Annotated in this window: 12 protein-coding genes and 2 pseudogenes; 5 read left to right on the forward strand and 9 right to left on the reverse strand. The window is 68.2% G+C overall.

Features of this window, described 5'->3' with window-relative positions; translation table 11 throughout:
• Positions 1-573: 573 nt before the first annotated feature.
• Positions 574-708: a hypothetical protein gene (locus ACIPM1_RS32935; protein ID WP_402440920.1), complete on the reverse strand. Its 135-nt coding sequence runs from the start codon at positions 706-708 to the stop codon at positions 574-576.
• A gap of 586 nt (positions 709-1,294) precedes the next feature.
• Between ACIPM1_RS32935 and ACIPM1_RS32940 the strand changes: the two genes are divergently transcribed.
• Both ACIPM1_RS32940 and ACIPM1_RS32945 read left to right on the forward strand, forming a co-directional pair.
• Complete coding sequence (locus tag ACIPM1_RS32940) at positions 1,295-1,516, forward strand: hypothetical protein (RefSeq protein WP_402440922.1); 222 nt, start codon at positions 1,295-1,297, stop codon at positions 1,514-1,516.
• Between the two features lie 15 nt (positions 1,517-1,531).
• Complete coding sequence (locus ACIPM1_RS32945) at positions 1,532-1,687, forward strand: hypothetical protein (protein ID WP_402440924.1); 156 nt, start codon at positions 1,532-1,534, stop codon at positions 1,685-1,687.
• A 302-nt stretch (positions 1,688-1,989) separates the two neighbouring features.
• On the opposite strand, the pseudogene ACIPM1_RS32950 reads toward ACIPM1_RS32945, so the two are convergent.
• Positions 1,990-2,624 (reverse strand): annotated as a pseudogene (locus ACIPM1_RS32950) (tyrosine-type recombinase/integrase); the annotation flags it as partial.
• A gap of 488 nt (positions 2,625-3,112) precedes the next feature.
• On the opposite strand from ACIPM1_RS32950, the gene ACIPM1_RS32955 reads away from it, so the two are divergent.
• Together ACIPM1_RS32955 and ACIPM1_RS32960 are read left to right on the forward strand one after the other, a co-directional pair.
• A complete protein-coding gene (locus tag ACIPM1_RS32955) occupies positions 3,113-3,796 on the forward strand; it encodes a GNAT family N-acetyltransferase (RefSeq protein ID WP_402440926.1) in 684 nt (227 codons plus the stop codon).
• A gap of 101 nt (positions 3,797-3,897) precedes the next feature.
• A pseudogene (locus ACIPM1_RS32960) lies at positions 3,898-4,062 on the forward strand (universal stress protein); the annotation flags it as partial.
• A gap of 20 nt (positions 4,063-4,082) precedes the next feature.
• On the opposite strand, the gene ACIPM1_RS32965 reads toward ACIPM1_RS32960, so the two are convergent.
• The 7 genes from ACIPM1_RS32965 to ACIPM1_RS32995 form a co-directional block, all read right to left on the reverse strand.
• Entirely contained in the window at positions 4,083-6,626 is a 2,544-nt protein-coding gene (locus tag ACIPM1_RS32965) for an ATP-binding protein (protein ID WP_402440928.1), read from the reverse strand.
• Between the two features lie 12 nt (positions 6,627-6,638).
• Complete coding sequence (locus ACIPM1_RS32970; RefSeq protein ID WP_402440930.1) at positions 6,639-7,322, reverse strand: response regulator; 684 nt, start codon at positions 7,320-7,322, stop codon at positions 6,639-6,641.
• Positions 7,323-7,456: 134 nt separating this feature from the next.
• Positions 7,457-8,125, reverse strand: a complete 669-nt coding sequence (locus ACIPM1_RS32975; protein ID WP_402440932.1) for a potassium-transporting ATPase subunit C — start codon at positions 8,123-8,125, stop codon at positions 7,457-7,459.
• A 5-nt stretch (positions 8,126-8,130) separates the two neighbouring features.
• Positions 8,131-10,230, reverse strand: coding sequence for a potassium-transporting ATPase subunit KdpB (gene kdpB / locus ACIPM1_RS32980; RefSeq protein ID WP_402440941.1), 2,100 nt, complete (start codon positions 10,228-10,230; stop codon positions 8,131-8,133).
• Positions 10,231-10,259: 29 nt separating this feature from the next.
• The gene (kdpA, locus tag ACIPM1_RS32985) at positions 10,260-11,924 is read right to left on the reverse strand and encodes a potassium-transporting ATPase subunit KdpA (RefSeq protein WP_402440934.1); all 1,665 of its coding nucleotides are present in this window, start codon (positions 11,922-11,924) and stop codon (positions 10,260-10,262) included.
• 32 nt (positions 11,925-11,956) lie between these two features.
• Complete coding sequence (gene kdpF / locus ACIPM1_RS32990) at positions 11,957-12,046, reverse strand: K(+)-transporting ATPase subunit F (RefSeq protein WP_402440936.1); 90 nt, start codon at positions 12,044-12,046, stop codon at positions 11,957-11,959.
• Positions 12,047-12,544: 498 nt separating this feature from the next.
• On the reverse strand, positions 12,545-14,968 hold the full coding sequence (locus tag ACIPM1_RS32995; RefSeq protein ID WP_402440938.1) for a DUF4118 domain-containing protein: 2,424 nt from the start codon (positions 14,966-14,968) through the stop codon (positions 12,545-12,547).
• A gap of 1,124 nt (positions 14,969-16,092) precedes the next feature.
• Here ACIPM1_RS32995 and ACIPM1_RS33000 point away from each other — a divergent pair.
• Complete coding sequence (locus ACIPM1_RS33000) at positions 16,093-17,739, forward strand: hypothetical protein (protein WP_402440939.1); 1,647 nt, start codon at positions 16,093-16,095, stop codon at positions 17,737-17,739.
• Positions 17,740-18,107: the final 368 nt, after the last annotated feature.

The raw sequence follows: 18,107 nt of genomic DNA on the forward strand, positions 1-18,107 counted from the left end.
CCCGCTGAAACAGCTCCCACAACTCGTCTGGAACCACGCGCTCGACCATCACCACACAGTGCAGACTACCCAGTACGCCAAATGAGACGACGTCTAAGGATGAGGCCAGACCTCAAAGCCTTCACCTCGTACGGGCACTGTCCTCACCATGGGGCGACCAAGCTCGCAGACCGGGGCTGGCTGCACAACGAGGCGACGGGAAGTTCACCGCACGCCCGTAGCCGTGCCGGCGGGACACGCCGAAACGGCGTAACCGGAGAGCTCCTGACGGCAGTTGAGTTTGGCCCGCGACCTACAACTTCACGATGCATACAGCCCAGTGGCCGGCGACTGCCAGCATCCCCGGCACAGTACGCGCCCGTAGGCGTCAGCTTTGATGGCGGCGCTTGGCAGCCCACGACTGGGTGGTAGCCATTCCAGCCGCCGGTCCCGATCTCGGTACGGATACCGAACTTGCCGTTCCACAGGCCCAGGCACAGGTACATGGACCCGCTGGGCGTGGTGTGGCGACGATGTCCGGGATGCAGACGCCACCGCCGATGAGGACCAGGGCTTGCTTCGATTGCGATGCCGCTACGTAACGCCCGCGATGAACCACAACTCGCCACCCATGTCACGGGCGATCACGTCCGCGTGGCTGTCGCCGTTGATCCCGTGCAGGTTCGTGCCGTTGACGCCGACCGGCCCGGACCCTAGTTTCTCGAGCATGAAGATTGGAGTGCTGGTCCTACTCGGCCTCGCTTATGCTGCCACTTTCGCTGCCATTTCAGTTGGTTTGTGGTCGATGCTCGTCACGTATCGGTTGAGACGCACGGGTGTGGAGACCATGGCGAGATGTGCTGGCTATACGTGGGGCACAGCAGGCAGGAATTACTACCTGGTATTCCCTGATTCGAATGGACGGGAGCACGTTCTATGGGCTCATCGGACGTGCATAGTGGGGAAAGAATACCGCATCTGTTACGACCCGGCCAACCCTCGCCGGGCGCACTTCCTTCCAATCAGGACTTGGGACTTCTCGCGCGCTGAACTGGTGACACTGGCATTGGGGAGCGGAGGTTTCGTCGCGCTGACGCTGATCGTCTTGGACATGAGGTGAGTGTCCAGTATCCCCAAGGGAATCGTGATAAATATTTGATTTACATAATCGAAGCAACACTTCCGGGTGCCTGACGAAGTGTCCCCGCGGCCTACTCGATGTCGGGTTCAGGTGGCACGAACCGCGATGCGTAGGCAGTTCTGCATTTCTGTAGGTAAGTGCGGCATGATCGCAGTCAGGTCTTGAGGGGAACTGATGAGTACCTACATAGCCGCGGCCGTCTCCTTTGGCCTGCTGGGTTTGATCCCGGCCAGGAAGGCGCGAGTCATCCGTCACCTCATAGCGCATGGCGAGCGCGCACTCGGTGTGTGCGACTACGTCACCTGGGACGACGGCAACGCGAGCGCCTGGTGTTCGTTCGTCACTCCGGACGGCAAGAGCAGGATGGTTGTGGTTCACGGGTATGGATCTCCATGATTCGAGGCTGGCGAAGTGGTGGAGATCGCCTACTGGAAGGGCAGGCCGCGCACCGCCGTGGTGGTAGAGGATGAGGAGAACTACCGGCGCACCCACCTCGTCGCTGCGATCGTCTGCTCCGTACTGGCCAGCGTTTTCGCGCTGGCCGCGGTCCTGGCGGCAGCGCTCTAGCCTCGTGCTTTCGTGGTTCCCGGCCCTTTCGGAGGCACTTTTGCCCATCAGCGTGTAGGCCCTGACGGCAGATGCTGACGGCAACAAGGGCGTACAGCGGGACACGAGGGCAGCAGTCAACGGACTGGACTCGGCCATGGGAGGGGTCTTACGGCAGGGCCTGCACCTGCGGGGACGAACTCCTAAAGCGGGTGTCGCAGGTTCGAATCCTGCCGGGGGCACAGAAAGAAGGGCCAGCTCAGGAGGGTTTTCCTCCCAGGCTGGCCCTTTGCCGTTCCAGGCGCCGTGCCACACGCGTGCCACTACGTCCGCTCGGCGTCCTCTCCGGAGGACTCGGAGGCCGCTCCCCCGCCGCCCCGGATCATGGCCCCGAGCCGATCCGCGATGGTCCGGTCCCGGTCACTGGTCATGTGCTGATAGATCAGCGCGGCCCGGGAACTGCTGTGCCCCATGCGCGTCATCAGCTCACGCGTACTGGCCCCGGCCGTCGAGGCGAGCGTGTTGCCCGTGTGCCGGAGATCGTGGAAGTGCAGCTCCGCCGTGACGCCCGCAGCCTTCCGGGCCTTGCCCCAGTCGTCCCGGAAGTTGCTCCGCCGTAACTGCCCGCCCTGCGGCCCGACAAAGACGTGACCGTCACGACCAGGCGCGGCGAACTGCTCCAGGTGGTGCTTCACCCCGTCGAGCAGCTCGGCCGGGAACGAAACAGAGCGCACCCCGGCCGCGGACTTCGGCGCCTTGTCGAAGAGCCGGCCGTCCTGCAGCTCGGCTTGCGCCCGGCGCACGGTGACAGTCAACCCTCCGGATCAACGTCCCGGCGCCGCAGAGCCGCCAGCTCCCCGAACCGCAGAGTGGTGAAGGCCGCCAGGAGCACGAGCAGCCGGTAGCGCGGCGCGATGGACTCGGCGAGGGCGAAGACTTCAGCGACCGTGAGGACTCGGCTCGCACAGGGGTTACGGTCGGCTGGTCAACAGACATACGGCCTCGGCGGCTACCCAATCCAGTAGCGTGTCCGCCAGATCAGAAAGGGATCTTCCCTCGCGGAGAAGGACGAAGCGGCAGTCGAGATGCTCTCCCGGATTGTGGGGATTTAGGGTGCCGCAGCGCAGACCCGTACGGTCGATCTGGCCCCCAGGCAAGTGCTGATCACGTTGCGTACGGGATCTACCAGGCTCGTCCACACCAGCAGCCCGTCTGTCCATAGGCCGGGGCCAGCGCAAGCCCATGGCGTCCTGCACGATCACGTGCACGGACGGGATGGTGGTACGCAGAGTGATGAACGAGAAGAGGACGCTCTCTCTTACCCGCTGTCACCTACGCGGGTTTCAGACCGACCGGCAAATGGAGAGCGGCGTCGCCTGCCGGCGGCGGACGACGGCGGACGGTAATTCGCCCGTCCACCGGTTGCGGTCATGCTCTAATCGCCGGATGACGAAGATCGAATCAGAGCTGATACGACGTTGGCTGAACGGCTGGACCGTGGCTCGCTCCCTGCCCGAGGCCGAGCCGGTCGAGTCCGCCGGGGACGGCCTGCGGTCCAAGTGCGACCAACCCGGCCGCGAAGTCGAGGTGTTCGCGCTCCGTGCGGACGAGGAGCCCGAGTCCTTGGCACGGCTGGCGGCAGCCGTCGCCGCCGCGAGGCAGATCACCTGGCTCACGGTACCTACACTGCGCCCAGGCACCGTCGAAGCCGTCGTCGACGCCGCCGGACTGGAGTTGCTCCACCGGTCCGAGTGGTTCATGACGACCGATCTGGCCGAGCACCCGCAGCACGCGCCCGCCGCGCCGTACGAGCGCGAGGCCCGCACGGAGGGACCAGTCACGGTCGTCTCCCTCCACGACTCCTCCGGAGAGGTGGCGGCGCGTGGCACCATCGCCGTGGTCGGCGCCGATGCGGTCGCCGATCGCATCGAGACGGACGCGGCGCACCGGCGACGCGGCCTGGGCCGCGCCATGATGAGCGCTCTGGCGGAGGCCGCCCTGGCCCAGGGCGCCCGTACCGGTCTTCTCATCGCCAGTGAGGAAGGCCAGCGCCTCTACTCCTCCCTCGGCTGGCGCCACGAAGCCGACGTCTTGATCGCCCGGGGGCCGGTGGATCCCTCCAGCCGGTAGGACTGGCGCACACTGGCCGATCCGCCCATACGCACGGCGCACTCCCGCGGATCCCACCGCGCGGCCTAGCTAGGTCATATCCGCAAAGTCGGTGACACACGACGGTGAGCCGGTACTGCCTCGCCCACGCCGCCTGCCCGGTCCTGGCCGTGCCGCCCTCACCGCCGGAGACCGGACTCAGGCTGTGCACCGCCGTAACCTCTTGAGTGCGGCTGGACACACGGCGGATAAGGAAGGCGTTCGAGACGGTTCCGCCGGGCGCCTGAGGTTTTCAGGGCTCAGCCGTTCACGTCGTGACCGCGGACTCGCGATCGGGTTCCTCCGGGCGGCGTTGCGCTGCCGTCGGCAGAGTGAGGACCATGGTGAGGCCGCCGCCGGGAGTGTCCTCGGCGTTGAGGGTTCCGCCGATGGCTTCCGCGAAGCCTCGGGCCACCGCGAGGCCGAGTCCGACGCCGGCGCCGCGGGGAGAGTCGCCGTAGCGCTGGAACGGTTCGAAGATGCGGGACTTGGCCTCGTCCGGGACACCGGGCCCGCGGTCCACGACCCGGACCTCCAGTCGGTCGGCGATCGCGCTGGCCGAGACCAGGGCCTTTTCCCCGGGCAGGCTGTACTTGACCGCGTTTTCCACCAAGTTGGCGACCGAGCGTTCCAGCAGGCCGCGGTCCACGTCGACCATGGGAAGGGTTTCCGGGATGTCGAGGTCGACGCTGTCCTCGGGTACGCCTCCCAGCGCCATCGGGATCACCTCATCCAGGTCGGTCTCGCGGATGATCGGTGTGACCGTGCCGGTCTGCAGGCGGGACATGTCGAGCAGATTGCCGACCAGGTGGTCCAGGCGGTCCGCGCCCTCCTCGATCGCCACCAGGAGCTCCGCCTGGTCTGCCTCGGACCATTCCACGTCGTCCGACCGCAGCGAGGTGACCGCCGCCTTGATGCCGGCCAGCGGGGTGCGCAGATCGTGGCTGACGGCGGCCAGCAAGGCGGTGCGGATGCGGTTGCCCTCGGCCAGTTCCTTCGCCTCGTCAGCCTGCTGCCGCAGGCGCTGGCGGTCCAGTACGACGGCGGCCTGGGCGGCGAAGGCGCCCAGTACGCGGCGGTCCTCGGCGGCCAGAACGCGGCCGGAGAGGGCGAGGGACATGTGGTCGCCGACCGGGACGTCGACGTCCGCATCGTCGGGGGAAGCACAGGGCCGCGGACCGACGCTGTCGGCACAGGTCCAGGGCGCGGTGTCGCTTTCGCGTTCCAGCAGGGCCGCGGACTCCATGGCGAACGTCTCGCGGACCCGTTCGAGCAGTGCTTGCAGAGTCATCTCACCGCGCAGAACGTCACCGGCGAGGAAGGAAAGGATCTCCGACTCGGCGCGCAGCCGAGCAGCCTGGTGGGTACGGCGGGCGGCCAGGTCGACGACGGAGGCCACCGACACGGCCACCCCCACGAAGATCGCCAAGGCGAGGATGTTCTTCGGGTCCGCGATGGTGAGGCGGTGTACCGGCAGCGTGAAGTACCAGTTCAGCAGGATGGAACCGAATGCTGCCGAGGCCAGCGCGGGAAGCAGACCACCCAGCAGTGCCGCAGCCACCGTCAGCGTCAGGAACAACAGCATGTCGTTCGTGAGGCCGAGGTCGGTACTGATGTGGGTGAGCAGCAGCGTCAGGAGCACGGGGCCGCCGATGCCCGCGGACCAGCCCCACAGGATGCGCGAGCGTCCCAGCCGCGCGCCGCGCGCGATGGGCAGTCCGCGGCCCTTGCCCGCCTCGTCGTGGGTGATCAGGTGAACGTCGAGGTCGGGGCCGGAGTTCCGGGCGACTGTGGCGCCGACGCCGGGCCCGAAGACGTACTGCCAGCCCTTGCGGCGGGAGACGCCGAGGACGATCTGGGTGGCGTTGACGCCGCGCGCGAAGTCGAGCAGCGCGACGGGGATGTCGTCGCCGACGACGTGGTGGAAGGTGCCGCCGAGGTCCTCCACGAGGGTTCGCTGGACGGTGAGTTCCTTCGGGGACGCGGCGGTGAGGCCGTCGCTGCGGGATATGTAGACGGCCAGGACCTCGCCGCCGGCGCCCTTCTCCGCCAGGCGTGCGGCGCGGCGGATGAGCGTACGGCCCTCCGGGCCGCCGGTCAGGCCCACGACGATCCGCTCGCGGGAGCCCCAGATCTTGGAGACCCGGTGCTCGCTGCGGTACTCGGTCAGGTACTCGTCGACCCGGTCGGCCACCCAGAGGAGCGCCAATTCGCGCAGGGCGGTGAGGTTGCCGGGGCGGAAGTAGTTGGACAGGGCCGCATCCACCTTGTCCGACTTGTAGATGTTGCCGTGCGCCATACGGCGGCGCAGGGCCTGCGGGGACATGTCGACCAGTTCGATCTGGTCGGCGCGCCGTACGACCTCGTCGGGCACGGTCTCCTGCTGCCGGATGCCAGTGATCGACTCCACCACGTCACCGAGCGACTCCAGGTGCTGGATGTTGACCGTGGAAATGACGTCGATGCCGGCCGCCAGCAGTTCTTCCACGTCCTGCCAGCGCTTGGCGTTGCGTGAGCCGGGGATGTTCGTGTGCGGCAGTTCGTCGACGAGGGCCACCCGGGGGCGGCGGGCGAGGACGGCGTCCACGTCCATCTCGGTGAAGAGGCTGCCCCGGTACTCGATCGCCTTGCGCGGCACCTGCTCCAAGCCGTGCAGCAGCACCTCGGTGCGCGGACGGTGGTGGTGCTCCACGAAGGCCACCACGCAGTCGGTGCCCCGCTCGATGCGGCGGTGCCCCTCGGACAGCATGGCGTACGTCTTGCCGACGCCGGGAGCCGCGCCGAGGTAGATCCGGAGCTTGCCGCGTGCCATGTCGTCCCTCGGTCAGCCTTCGAAGCGGTAGCCCATGCCGGGCTCGGTGATCAGGTGGCGAGGGTGGGAGGGGTCCCTCTCCAGTTTCCGCCGCAGCTGGGCCATGTAGACCCGAAGGTAGTTGCTCTTGTTGGACTGCGAGATGCCCCAGACCTCCCGAAGGAGATGTTTCTGAGTGATCAACTGACCCGGATGGGTGATCAAGATCTCCAGCAGGTGCCACTCGGTCGGGGTGAGCCGCACGTCCCGTCCGCCCCGGACGGCCCTCTTGGTGAGCAGGTCGATGCTGAAGTCCTCCGTCTCGACCAGCGCGGTCTCCGGCGTGAGCGGGGCTTCCTCCGTACGGCGGACGGCAGCCCGCAGCCGGGCCAACAGTTCGTCCATGCTGAACGGTTTGGTGATGTAGTCGTCAGCGCCGGCGTCGAGCGCGGCCACCTTCTCGTCGGACGTCTGCCGGGCGGAGAGCACCAGGATCGGCATGCGGGTCCAGCCGCGCAGGGCCCTGATGACGTCGACGCCGTCCATGTCGGGCAGACCGAGATCCACAAACACCACGTCGGGCTGACGCGCGGCAGCAAGTCGCAGGGCCGTGGTCCCGTCGGGGGCGGCATCCACGCCGTAGTGACGTGCCTGCAAGTTGATCACGAGGGCCCGAACGAGCTGCGGGTCGTCCTCCACCAGGAGCACCCGGGTCATGGGTGTGCGCCTTTCCTGTCGTACGTGGGACGTGCGTGTGGGATGCGGCGCCCTCGGTGGACTGCATGACGGCGGGAGCCGGCCAGGCCGGGATCGCCCCCGGGCTGCCGACTCCCGCCTGCACCGCATGGCCATCAACTCTTGGCCACGAGGTCCCTGAGCGTGATGTTGAGTTCGAGGACGTTCACGCGGGGTTCGCCGATGAAGCCGAGCGTGCGGCCCTCGATGTGCTCGTCCACGAGCCTCTGCACCTTGGCGACCGGGAGGCCGTTCCTCTCAGCGACGCGGTGGACCTGAAGCTCGGCGTACTGCGGGGAGATGTCGGGATCGAGGCCGGAGCCGGAGGAGGTGACCGCGTCGGCAGGAACCTGCGAGGGCTCGACCGTGTAGCCGCGAACCGAGTTCTCCTTGACGACCGCTGCCTTGGCCTCCTCGACCTGCTTGATGAGGTCCTTGTTGTCGGCCGAGAGGTTGGTCGCACCGGACAGCAGCAGCTTGTACCGGGTGTTCACGCTGTTCCTTCCCAGGCCGTTCGCCGGGCGGCCCTGGAACCACTTCAGGTCGGGCTCCGGGGTCCCCTGCCCCTTCTTCAGCGGCAGGTCGTACGCCTGCCCGATCAAAGACGAGCCGACGACCTTGCCGTCTGCCGTGATCTGCGAGCCGTTCGCCGTGCTGGGAAACAGCCCCTGGGCGATGCCCGTGACGACCAGCGGGTAGATGACGCCCGTGACCAAGGTCAGCACAAGGAGGGCACGCAGTCCCGCCCCGAGCAGCCGGGCGGTGTTGGTCACTGAGTTGTTCATGGCGATCAGCCGATCCCGGGGATGAGGGAGATGAGCAGGTCGATGATCTTGATGCCGACGAAGGGTGCGATCAGGCCGCCGATGCCGTAGATCCCGAGGTTGCGGCGCAGCATCTTGTCGGCGCTCACTGGCCGGTACTGGACGCCCTTCAGGGACAGGGGCACCAGCGCGATGATGATCAGCGCGTTGAAGATCACCGCGGACAGGATCGCGGAGTCCGGCGAGGACAGGTTCATGATGTTGAGCTTGTCCAGGCCCGGGTAGACCGCCGCGAACAGCGCCGGGATGATCGCGAAGTACTTGGCGACGTCGTTGGCGATGGAGAACGTCGTGAGCGCGCCCCGGGTGATCAGCAACTGCTTGCCGATCTCGACGATCTCGATGAGCTTGGTCGGATTGGAATCGAGGTCGACCATGTTGCCGGCCTCCTTGGCGGCCGACGTACCGGTGTTCATGGCCACGCCGACGTCGGCCTGCGCCAGAGCCGGGGCGTCGTTGGTGCCGTCGCCGGTCATCGCGACGAGCTTGCCACCGGCCTGCTCGCGCTTGATGAGGGCCATCTTGTCCTCGGGGGTGGCTTCGGCGAGGAAGTCTTCGACACCTGCCTCCTCGGCGATCGCCCTGGCCGTGAGCGGGTTGTCACCAGTGATCATGACGGTCTTGATGCCCATGCGGCGCAGTTCGGCGAACCGCTCCCGCATACCGTCCTTGACGACGTCCTTGAGGTGGAGGACACCCAGCACGCGGGCGCCCCGGTCGTCGTGCACAGCCACCAGCAGGGGCGTCCCGCCCGCCTCGGCGATCTGGTCGGCCGTCTCGTCCGCGTCCTCGGCGATCTCACCGCCCTGCTCCCGCACCCAGGCGGTGATCGAGCCGGCGGCGCCCTTGCGAATCCTGCGCCCGTCGACGTCCACGCCGGACATGCGGGTCTGTGCGGTGAAGGCGATCCACTCGGCGTGGGCCAGTTCGCCCTGGTGGCGTTCGCGCAGCCCGTACTTCTCCTTCGCCAGGACGACGATCGAGCGGCCCTCGGGGGTCTCGTCGGCCAGCGAGGAGAGCTGGGCCGCGTCGGCGACCTCGGCCTCAGTGGTACCGCGCACCGGCACGAACTCGGACGCCTGGCGGTTGCCGAGAGTGATCGTGCCCGTCTTGTCCAGCAGCAGGGTCGAGACGTCGCCGGCGGCCTCGACCGCGCGGCCGGACATGGCCAGGACGTTGCGCTGGACCAGCCGGTCCATGCCCGCGATGCCGATCGCCGACAGGAGCGCGCCGATGGTGGTCGGGATGAGGCACACCAGCAGGGCGACCAGCACCACCATCGTCAGACGGGTGCCCGCGTAGTCCGCGAACGGCGGCAGGGTGGCCACCGCCAGCAGGAAGACGATCGTGAGCGAGGCCAGCAGGATGTTCAGCGCGATCTCGTTCGGCGTCTTCTGCCGTGCAGCGCCCTCGACCAGGCTGATCATCCGGTCGATGAAGGTCTCGCCCGGCTTTGTCGTGATGCGGATGACGATACGGTCGGAAAGGACCTTCGTTCCGCCGGTGACAGCGGAGCGGTCGCCGCCGGACTCGCGGATCACCGGAGCCGACTCACCGGTGATCGCCGACTCGTCGACGCTCGCGACGCCCTCGACGACGTCTCCGTCGCCGGGGATGGCATCGCCCGCCTCGCAGACCACCAGGTCACCGATCCTCAGCTCCGTACCCGGCACCCGCTCCTCACGGCCGTCCACGAGCCGGCGGGCAACGGTGTCGGTCTTGGCCCTGCGCAGCGTGTCGGCCTGCGCCTTGCCACGGCCCTCGGCGACCGCCTCCGCCAGGTTGGCGAAGACCACGGTCAGCCACAGCCACGCGCTGATCGCCCAGCCGAACCAGTCTCCTGGGTCCTTGAAGGAGAACACCGTGGTCAGGATCGAGCCGACCCATACCACGAACATCACGGGCGACTTGACCAGCACCCGCGGGTCCAGCTTGCGCAACGCGTCCGGCAGCGACGTGACCAGCTGCCCGGCGTCGAACAGGCCCGCGCCGACCCGGCCCTCGGCGGGCTTGCGGCCGGTGGGGACGTCGCTGTGCGGCGCCCGGGTCGGGGTGGATGCGGACATCGAGTCCTCTTGCTTCTGGATGCGAGCGGTCATGACGCCAGTCCCTCGGCGAGCGGTCCCAACGCGAGGGCGGGGAAGTAGGTCAAACCGGTGATGATCAGGATCACGCCCACAAGAAGGCCGGTGAACAGCGGCTTCTCGGTGCGCAACGTGCCCGCGGTGACCGGGACGGGCTTCTGCTCGGCGAGCGAGCCGGCGAGCGCCAGCACGAACACCATCGGCAGGAATCGGCCGAGGATCATGGCCAGACCGATCGTGGTATTGAACCACTGCGTGTCCGCGTTCAGACCGGCAAAGGCCGAGCCGTTGTTGTTGGCGCCGGAGGTGTAGGCGTACAGGATCTCGGAGAATCCGTGCGCTCCGGAGTTGGTCATCGAGTGGGCCGGTGTGGGCAGGGCCATCGCTACGCCGGTGAAGACGAGCACCAGCGCCGGGGTGATCAGGATGTAGATCGCGGCCAGCTTGATCTCACGGGAGCCGATCTTCTTGCCCAGGTACTCGGGGGTGCGGCCGACCATCAGGCCGGCGATGAAGACCGCGATCACGGCCATGATCAGGATGCCGTAGAGACCGGAGCCTGTGCCGCCGGGCGCGATCTCGCCCAGCATCATGCTCAGCATCGTGATTCCGCCCCCGAGGCCGGTGAAGGAAGAGTGGAAGGAGTCGACCGCACCCGTCGAGGTGAGCGTGGTCGAGACCGCGAAGATCGACGAGGAGCCCACCCCGAAGCGGACTTCCTTGCCCTCCATCGCCCCGCCGGCGATCTGCAGCGCCGGGCCGTGGTGGGCGAACTCCGTCCACATCATCAGAGCCACGAAGCCGACCCAGATGGTGGCCATGGTCGCCAGGATCGCGTACCCCTGCTTCACGCTCCCGACCATCACACCGAACGTGCGGGTCAGGGAGAACGGGATCACCAGGATCAGGAAGATCTCGAACAAGTTGGTGAAGGGCGTCGGGTTCTCGAAGGGATGGGCCGAGTTGGCGTTGAAGTAACCGCCGCCGTTCGTGCCCAGCTCCTTGATGGCCTCCTGCGAGGCCACCGCGCCGCCGTTCCACTGCTGCGAGCCGCCCATGAACTGGCCGACCTCATGGATGCCGGAGAAGTTCTGGAGCGCACCGCACGCCACGAGCACGATCGCGGCGAGGAAGGCACCCGGCAGCAGGATTCGGGTCACCCCGCGCACCATGTCCGACCAGAAGTTGCCCAGCTCACCCGTGCGCGAACGGGCGAAGCCGCGCACCAGCGCGACCGCGACCGCGATGCCCACGGCAGCCGAGACGAAGTTCTGCACGGCCAGCCCGGTGGTCTGCACGACGTGGCCCATGGCCTGCTCGCCGTAGTACGACTGCCAGTTCGTGTTGGTGACAAAGGACGCCGCGGTGTTGAACGCCTGGTCCGGGTCGATGGCCCGGAAGCCCAGGGAACCGGGCAGCACGCCCTGGATCCGCTGCAGCAGGTAGAGGAAGAGGACGCCGACCGCGGAGAAGGCCAGGACGCCGCGCAGGTACGCGGTCCAACGCATCTCTGTGTCCGGTTCGACGCCGATGCCCTTGTAGATCCATTTCTCGACGCGCCAGTGCTCGTCGGAGGAGTAGACCTTGGCCATGTAGGTGCCAAGCGGGACGTAGGCGAGCGCCAGCGCGCCGATCAGAGCGAGCAGCTGGAGCAGGCCTGCGGGCACGGGCCCCATGTCTCCCGCTGCGGTGGCAGCTGATGTCACCGTCAGAACCTCTCCGGGAAGATCAGGGCAAGGACGAGATAGCCGAGCAGGACGATGGCCACGACCAGGCCGACTACGTTCTCCACGGTCACAGCTTCGTCACCCCCTTGGCGATGAGTGCCACCAGCGCGAAGACCGCGAGCGTGGTGACGACGAGGGCCACATCGGCCATCGTGAGCTCCTGGTATGAGGTTCGGGAAACAGCGGACGCTTAGAGGAAACCGCCTCTCTGGCCGGAGTCCGTTGTCTGTTGACGGCTCTCTTACGGCAACACCCATACGTTTGACGGGGCTCTTACGGCCCGTGATGACGGCGGGTCCCGCTGGCTGGCGGTGCGCGTCCCCTGGCGCGGGCGCACCGTGTGTACGGACGCTCTGGAGGCCGCACGGTTATACGCAGGTGTCTCCCTCCGCCTGATCCTGCGGGACGCCCCCGGCCGCCGACCGGGGCTGCACCCGTATGTCCTCACCGCCGCCCCGCTGATCCGGAACGAACTCCATATGGCGTACACCACTCCATCGAGCGCGGCAGGCACGCTTCGCCGAGGGGTGCTCCGGTTGGCCCAGTTGCCGTGCCCCCGGCGGATTGAGTCAGGAGCGTGGGAAGGCGGCGGGAAGGGTGAGCGTCACCGAGAACTCCCGCCCGTTGTCACTGGCCGTCTCGAGCGTGCCGCCCATCGCCTCCGTGAGGTCCCGGGAGAGCCGTTGCGTCAGGGTGCCCGCGCGCGGAGCGCCGCCGGGGCCACCGGCCACGCGGACGCGTAGCCGGCCGTCGAGAGCGTCGGCGGTCAGCGTCGGCGGCCGTTCCGGCGGACTGTGGCGCAGTGCGTCGGCCGCGAGGGCGGTCAGCACCCGGGTGAGCAGGGCGGCGTCGGCGATCACGTCGGGCTGCTGTTCAGGCAACCGGACCTCGATGGTGCGGCCTCCCGGCCCCAGGTCGTCCAGCACGGCGGTCAGCACCTCGTCGAGGCCGACCGGGCGCAGGTAGAGGTCGAGGGCACCGCCGTGCAGCCGGTCGAGGTCGGCGAGGTCGGCGACGAGCTGCACGGCTCGACGAACCGACGCCCGGGCCGTGTCCATGTCGTGCCGGGCCAGGGCTTCTTCCGCCGAGCGCAGCCGCTCACTCAGGTCACGACCGGCCGCCTGGATCAGCGAGGCCCGGGTGCGTTCGGCGGCGGCGAGGGTGTCCGACTCGGCGGCGTGCCGGGCGAGTCTGCCTTGCAGATGCGCCATGCCGAGCTCGGCCGCGCACGCACCCAGGACGCGCTGGTCGTCGGTGGCCAGAGCGCCACGGGCTGCCAACGTGAGATCGTCACTGACGGGGCTCTCGACATCTGCTTCGTATGGCTGCTCCGGCACGTCCGCACCGGCATCGGCGACCACGTACCAGCGGGGGCCGGGTCCTGCCTCGGTGTCGCGTTCGAGCAGGCTCACGCCGGTCAGACCAAAGGTTTCACGCACTTGTTCAATGAGGGTCGGCAGGTCCTGGCCGCGCATCATGGCAGTCGCCAGCCGACTCAGCGCCCACGCCTCCCACGTGGCGCGTACGGCCTGTCGGGTACGCCGGGCTGCCGCGTCGGCGGCAGCACCGACCAGGGCGGCTGTGACGACGAAGCCCACCAGCGTCAGGACTTCGCCGCCCTGCCCAACCACCAGCGAGTGAACGGGCACGGTGAAGTAGTAGTCCGCGAGGAATGCCGCCGCGACCGCCGTGACCAGTGCCGGGACCAGCCCTCCGACCAGGGCCGTACCGACGACGACGAGAAGGTAGACCACCAGCGCCCCGGACAGGGCGAGCCGACTGGCGGGCGCGGTCAGGATCAGTGTCAGTGCCGGCAGCAGCAGTGCCGCCCCGACCAGGGCGGACCAGAACCGGCGTGGCCCGGCGCCTCTTCCCGGCCCCGGCTTCCGCGCCGTGAAGGCGGAGCGGGCCGCCGCCTCGTGAGTGACCACATGCACGTCGATGGACCCCGAACCGCGTATCGTGCGGTGTCCCACACCGGCGTCCAGCAGCAGCGCCAGCCGCCCGCGGCGGCTGGCGCCGAGCACGATCTGCGTGACGTTCTCGGCCCGCGCGAACTGCAGCAGCGCCTCCACCACCGACTCGCCGGTCGTCTGGTGAAACGTGCCGCCCAGCGACTCCACCAAGGCCCGCTGAGCCGCGAGGGCCGCCGGATCGGCGTGGGTGAGCCCGTCGGCCGGCACGACGTGCAGCGTCAGCAGTTCGCTGCCAGGAGTACGCGCTGCGATCCGGGCGGCCCGACGGATCAACGTCTCGCCTTCCGGGCCACCGGTCAGACCCACCATGATCCGCTCGCGGGTCTCCCAGGGCGCGGCAATGCCGTGCTCGGCGCGGTAGCGCTGCAGGCCCTCCTCCACCCGGTCGGCGAGCCAGAGCAGGGCTAGCTCGCGCAGGGCGATGAGATTGCCCACCCGGAAGTAGTGGGTGAGGGCGGCCTCGATACGGTCCGGCGGATAGATGTCGCCGTGCGCCATACGGCGGCGCAGGACCTCGGGCGGCAGGTCCACCAGCTCGATCTGGTCCGCCCGACGGGCCACCTCGTCCGGCAGCGTCTCGCGCTGACGTGCTCCGGTGATCTGCCGGACCACGTCGTTGAGCGATTCCAGGTGCTGCACGTTGAGGGTGGTGACGACATCGATGCCGCCGTCCAGCACCTCCTCCACGTCCTGCCACCGCTTGGCGTTGCGGATCCCGGCGCCGGCAACGTTGGTATGTGCCAACTCGTCCACCAGCGCGACCTGGGGACGGCGGGCCAGGAGCGCATCGAGATCCATCTCGGTGAACTGGGCCCCCCGGTAAGCCACCGTGCGCCGGGGCACCGTCTCCATGCCGTCGGCCAGGGCTGCGGTCGGCCGCCGGCCGTGCGGCTCGACGAACCCCACGACCACGTCGACACCGGAGGCACGCAGCCGCTGGCCCTCCTCCAGCATGGCGTACGTCTTGCCCACGCCCGGAGCCGCCCCCAGATAGATCCGCAACCGTCCACGCGCCATCCGCGGGCTCCCACCGGCTCGTCGCGCTCCCTCTCAGGGCGCCTTCCCTCCATGGTGTACCCGTAGCACCGACATCAGAGCCACCACCCGACGACGACTACGCCGCCACGCCCCCTGATTGCTGGGGCCGGTATGCGGCTGCTTGACCAGGGGGGCGGGTCCGTCTGACAGCCGCCAGCTTCAAGAGGCGTCGCGGGCGGCCAGGGCCGGCCCTGGCTAGCCGGCTGGAGAGCTGGCGGCGGGCGGGGTTGTTGCCGCGGCATAGGCGGCGGGAGCCTCGGGCGTGGCCGGGGGTCAGTGGTGGACGCGGTCGATCCGATGGCGGTGGAGAGCGCGGCGACGCTGGCGCGGCGTCTTCGGCACGGGCGGGATCGTCGGCTGACGGTGCCGGAGTGGTTCGCCGGGGCCGGCATGCCCGTGCGGCCGAGGGCGGTTCAGGAAAGCCGACCAGCGTGGCCGCGGCGGTGGCCAGGACAGCGACCGTGGCCGTGTATCCGGGTATTCGCACGGGGATCTCCATACGCCGAGATGATCTCTGGGGCCAGCGGCCTGCAGCCTGGGCCGACCGCGTCCTGTCGAGGTGAACGTATGGGCGTGGTCAACCACTTGCTCGGCACGGAGCCTGTCGGTTGGACCGTCCGGGTGCGCTCTGCACTCGTTCGGTCCGGCTTGCTCGCGCTGGACTACGAGGTGCGGTTGGGCGGCCTCGGAGCATCTGGCATCTGGCCCCGCCGAGGATTTCGACCCCGTGCCGCCCAGGGTTGCCGTGTGCCGAGAAGGTCCACAGGTCACCCGGGCTCCGATATGGCCCAGGGCAGGAGAGAGCTACCCCGATCGGCTCAGTTCGGGCAGTGGCACTGCTGCGGGCATGCCTAATCTCGATCTGCGCACCACGACGTCACCAGCGACCGCGGCGATGTCTCAGAGCGCCCCCGTGCGCGTCGTCGCCCTTCCATCCGATCGGGAGGCCGGCCGGAGAACCAAGCCCACTGGCTCCGATTCCCGCTGATCACACACTCGGGGACTCGATGCGCCCCCGCGCTGCGGTGTGCCGGACTGCACCAGCCGCCGGGCTCCACGCCGGGGCATAGGAGGAACTCCACGCCGGGGCATAGGAGGAAAGAGTGAAGGCAGGCATACATCGCACGCGCATGGCCGGGGCGCTGGCCGCCCTCACGGTCGTCGCGGCTGGTTGTTCCTTCGCGGCCACCGGCATCTCCGGCACACCAGGTGGACCGCCCGACCCCTCGGCGCCCGCATCCGCGTCGGCGGAAACCCGCGACCTGTCCATGGGCAACCCGCCCATCGGTGAGGCGACCATCGCCCAGCAGGAGGCCGCCTGCGCGGCGAAGCAGCCCAACGATCCCTGGTACCGCACGCTCGTGCCGTTCGAGCACTACGACTCCGCACGCACCAGCCTCCACCCGTGCGCGCAGTTCCCCGGCTCGATGACCGGACCGAACGTGGTCGAGGCCCACCCGACCACCGACAACGTCTACTACTCGCAGTTCGACATCGCCACACGCGGCACGAAGGACATGTACGTCTACTTCGGCGGCAACGGTGACATGCATCCGCCCGCACTGCAGACCTTCATCGCCAAGGTCCAGCCAGGAACGATGAAGCAGATCTGGCGCACCCCCCTGTCGGACGCCCGCAAGAACAACGAACTGCACGTGTCCGGCGCCGTCGACGTCATGGCCGACGGCAGCCTCGTCGCCATCTCCGACCACACCCTGTACAAGCTCGACGGCGACTCCGGCAGGATCCTGCTCCAGCAGGACATGCCCACGGGCAGCAGCCCCGTCAACGACAGCGCCTTCAACGGCATCGACGCCTTCTCCGACGGCACGATCGTCGTCCGGTCGATGAACCGGCCCGTCGGCTGCACGCTCAACGGCTACAGCGCCGCCGCGTTCAAGTGCCCCGGCGCTCCCAGCTCCGCGAAACCGTCGATCATCGGCACCGTCGACCCGAAGACCTTCAAGGTGCTCGACTGGACCGAGCTGAAGGGCAACGTCCTGGGCCGGGTGACCACCAGCCACTACCAGGGACACGACTACGCCTACGTCACCACCCCCACCCAGATCTACCGCTACGTCTGGAACGGGCACACCATCGAGCAGGACCCCACCTGGGGACCGGTCACCTACACCAAACCCGGCCAGACCGCGGCCGGCGCCCCCGTGATCATGGGTGACTGGGTCGTCTTCTCCAACGACGGCACGCCCTCCAAGGTGCCCATGAGCGTGTACGCCATCCACCAGGGTGACTCCCAGCGCATGACACACCTGGACCCGACCCCGGCCATGAAGCCCGGCCGGGTGAGCTACTACTACGCCAAGGTCTCCGCCGACGCGGCGAACAACCGGATCTACGTCATGGACTTCGGCCTCGGCACAGCCTCCGCCATCGACTTCCGCGACGGCCGCATGTCCCTGGCCTGGAAGGTCAACCAGCGCAGCAACAGCTACATCACCCTCATCGGCCCTGCCGACAATCGGCTGTTCGTCAACGCCAACGCCCACTCCAACACCGAGACGGATCCGACCAAGTTCGACTACGGACCCGTCGGCGCCAACTACATGGACCAGATCCAGTGGCGCGACACCCGCACCGGCAAACTCCTGGCCGCCTCCGACTTCTACCCACCGTCCAACCCGGCGGGCACCGTGCCCCCCGGATACGGCGGCCTGATCTACGACATCCTCGGCGACGGCCGCGCCGTCGTCCTGGCCGTCCGCCCTGCCGGCCCAGACGAGGAACACTGAAGTCACAGGCATCGGACGCGGTCCTAGAACGCTTCGAACGCCCCTGGAGACGGACTGGAGCAGCGTCGACCACTGTTGCCCCAACACAGCTCCGGCGACCCCTGTCATTCTGGCCGGGCTACTGGATGACGACGAGGATGTTCAGCGAACCGCCGTACACAACCTCGGTCAGGCCGTGACCCACCAGAACAGCATCTATGGCGCCACCGCCCGGCCGCTCGCTTCGTTATCGCCATCCTTGGCCACTCCCGAACGATGACCTTGGGGGTCTACTGAACCGCTCCGGGATCGATGGAGGCTCTATGCGTTGACTCCAGCAGCCGGTTGGGGCTGGTATTGAGCGTAGTAGTTGGTTTCGTGCTCGTGGG

Origin of the sequence: Streptomyces sp. NPDC086766 (assembly GCF_044746005.1) — a bacterium.
GTDB lineage: Bacteria > Actinomycetota > Actinomycetes > Streptomycetales > Streptomycetaceae > Streptomyces.

Coding starts and splice junctions, on each gene's coding strand:
- ACIPM1_RS32935 (WP_402440920.1), bottom strand. CDS start 708: ATGCTCGAGAAACTAGGGTCCGGGCCGGTCGGCGTCAACGGCACGAAC.
- ACIPM1_RS32940 (WP_402440922.1), top strand. CDS start 1,295: ATGAGTACCTACATAGCCGCGGCCGTCTCCTTTGGCCTGCTGGGTTTG.
- ACIPM1_RS32955 (WP_402440926.1), top strand. CDS start 3,113: ATGACGAAGATCGAATCAGAGCTGATACGACGTTGGCTGAACGGCTGG.
- ACIPM1_RS32965 (WP_402440928.1), bottom strand. CDS start 6,626: ATGGCACGCGGCAAGCTCCGGATCTACCTCGGCGCGGCTCCCGGCGTC.
- ACIPM1_RS32970 (WP_402440930.1), bottom strand. CDS start 7,322: ATGACCCGGGTGCTCCTGGTGGAGGACGACCCGCAGCTCGTTCGGGCC.
- ACIPM1_RS32975 (WP_402440932.1), bottom strand. CDS start 8,125: ATGAACAACTCAGTGACCAACACCGCCCGGCTGCTCGGGGCGGGACTG.
- kdpB (WP_402440941.1), bottom strand. CDS start 10,230: ATGTCCGCATCCACCCCGACCCGGGCGCCGCACAGCGACGTCCCCACC.
- kdpA (WP_402440934.1), bottom strand. CDS start 11,924: ATGGGGCCCGTGCCCGCAGGCCTGCTCCAGCTGCTCGCTCTGATCGGC.
- ACIPM1_RS32995 (WP_402440938.1), bottom strand. CDS start 14,968: ATGGCGCGTGGACGGTTGCGGATCTATCTGGGGGCGGCTCCGGGCGTG.